Genomic DNA, 2,474 nt, shown 5'->3' with positions numbered 1-2,474 from the left:
GCCGATCAGCGTCGCCGGCAGGGCCGGAAACGCCGGCGGACCGAGGCGGAGCAGCCCCTGCAGCACCAGCGCGCCCCCGTCGCCCGCGAGCAGGAAGCCGAGCGCCACCAGCTGCATCCCCGTCTTCCACTTCGCCAGCCGCGTTACCGGCAGCCCCACCCGGATACCGGCCAGATATTCCCGCAGCCCGCTGACCAGGATTTCGCGCAGCAGGATGACGAGGCCGGGAAACAGGCCCAGCGGCCCCAGCCGGTTCTCCCCGGCCAGCATCATCAGCGCGGCGCCCACCAGCAGCTTGTCGGCGATCGGATCGAGCATGCGCCCGACGTCCGACAGCTGCCGCCGTCGGCGCGCGAAATGCCCGTCCAGATAGTCGGTGATCGCCGCATAGGAGAACACAAGGCAGGCGCCGAGGTCGGCGCCCGGTGCGCGGATCGCAACCAGCACCACGAGCACCGGAATGGCCGCGATACGCGACAGGGTGAGCAGGTTGGGCAGATCAGTCAGCATGCATGCCGATCCTACGGCCAAATGCGCGACGGGTCAGCGGGCGGCCGCATTACAATGCGGCGCCCGGATGGAAATGCGCATAAACCCGGCGCGCCGTCTCGCGCGAGATGCCGGGCGCCGCCTCCAGATCGGCGAGCCCCGCCTGCTTGACGCCGCGGGCGGAGCCGAAATGGTTGAGCAGCGCCCGCTTGCGTGCCGCCCCGATGCCCGCGATTTCGTCGAGTTCGCTTTGCCGCAGCCCCTTCGACCGGCCGGCGCGGTGGGTGGTGATGGCAAACCGGTGCGCCTCGTCGCGCAGGCGTTGCAGAAAATAGAGTACCGGATCGCGTGGCGGGAGCTGGAAGGCCGGGCGCCCGTCCATGTGGAACCACTCCCGCCCGGCGTCACGGTCCGGCCCCTTGGCGATGGCGACAAGCGGCACGTCGGACACGCCCAGATCCGCCAGCACCTGCCGGGCCGCCGATAGCTGGCCGGCGCCGCCGTCGATCAGCACGAGGTCGGGCATGGGATGGCCCTGCTCCTGTTCGCGCAGGGCGCGGGCGAAACGGCGTTCCAGCATCTCGCGCATCATCGCGAAATCGTCGCCTGGCGTGACCGGGCCGCGGATGGCGAACTTGCGATAGGCGGCCTTGGCGAAGCCTTCGGGCCCGGCGACGATCATCACGCCGTAGGGGTTGGCGCCCATGATGTGGCTGTTGTCATAGACCTCGATCCGCTCCGGCGTCGCCGGCAGGGCGAACAGCGCGGCCACGGCCTCCAGCAGCTTTGCCTGCCCCGCCGACTCCGCGAGCCGCCGTTCCAGCGCCTCGCGCGCGTTGGTCTCGGCATGCTCGACCACCGCGCGCTTCTCGCCGCGCTGCGGCACCGCGACCTCCACCCGCCGCCCGGCCTTCAGGCTCAGCGCCTCCGCCACCAGCGCCTGCTCCGCCAGGGGCTGACTCAGCAGCACCAGCGGCGGCGGCGGCTTGTCGTCGTAGAACTGCGCGATGAAGGCGCCGAGCACGGCGGGCAGCTCCTCCGTCCGTCCATGTGTCGGGAAGAACGCGCGATTGCCGTTGTTGCGCCCGCCCCGGATGAAAAATACCTGCACGCAGGTCTGGCCCGCCGCCTGCCATCCGGCCACCACGTCGGCGTCGGCGACGGAGGCCGGGTTGACCACGGCCGTTCCCTGGACATGGGTCAGCCCGCGTATGCGGTCGCGCACCGCCGCCGCGCGCTCGAACTCCAGCGCCGCCGCCGCAGTTTCCATCTCCGCCGCCAGCTCCTGCTGCACCGCCCCGCCGCGGCCGGCGAGAAAGGCGCGCGCCTGCGCCACCAGCCGGCCATAGGCGTCCGCGTCGATCCGCCCGACACAGGGGGCGGAGCAGCGGCGGATCTGGAACAGCAGACACGGCCGGGAGCGGTTGGCGAACACGGTGTCGGCGCAGGAGCGCAGCAGGAACACACGCTGCATCGCATTGACCGTCTGGTTGACCGCCCAGGCGGAGGCGAACGGGCCGTAATAGCTGCCGCGCCGGACCCGGGCGCCGCGATGCTTGGTGATCTGCGGAAACGGGTGATCCTCGGTCAGCATCAGCCACGGGTAGGATTTGTCGTCGCGCAGGACGATGTTGAAGCGCGGCTTCAGGCGCTTGATGAGGTTGGCTTCCAGCAGCAGCGCCTCGGCCTCGGTGTGCGTGGTGACGATCTCCATCGCCACCGTCTCGCTCACCATGCGCCGCAGCCGCTCCGGCAGTCGGGCCGGCTGGGTATAGGCGACGACCCGCTTCTTCAGGCTGCGCGCCTTGCCGACATAAAGGGCGTCGCCCCTGGCATCGAGCATCCGATAGACGCCGGGGCCGAGCGGCATGGTCGCCAACGCCGCCTCGATGACGGCCGCGCCCGCCGGCGCATCGGCCGCGGCCGACGGTGCCGCCTCCGGCAGGGCCGCTTCGGAGGCCGGCGCGTCCGGGGGCGACGTGTCG

At 71.2% G+C, this 2,474-nt stretch carries 2 protein-coding genes; both read right to left on the bottom strand.

From position 1 onward, the window contains the following. Nucleotides 1-510 (bottom strand): CDP-diacylglycerol--glycerol-3-phosphate 3-phosphatidyltransferase (gene pgsA / locus B8460_RS03900; protein ID WP_048860265.1); only part of this gene is annotated, 510 nt, incomplete at its 3' end. A gap of 49 nt (nucleotides 511-559) precedes the next feature. Further along, nucleotides 560-2,474 (bottom strand): excinuclease ABC subunit UvrC (gene uvrC, locus B8460_RS03895; RefSeq protein ID WP_048860264.1); only part of this gene is annotated, 1,915 nt, incomplete at its 5' end.

The organism is Acidisphaera rubrifaciens HS-AP3, from assembly GCF_000964365.1.
Classification (GTDB): Bacteria; Pseudomonadota; Alphaproteobacteria; order Acetobacterales; family Acetobacteraceae; genus Acidisphaera; species Acidisphaera rubrifaciens.
Note: the sequence above shows the minus strand (reverse complement) of the source record. Positions and strands in the feature narration are given on the sequence as shown.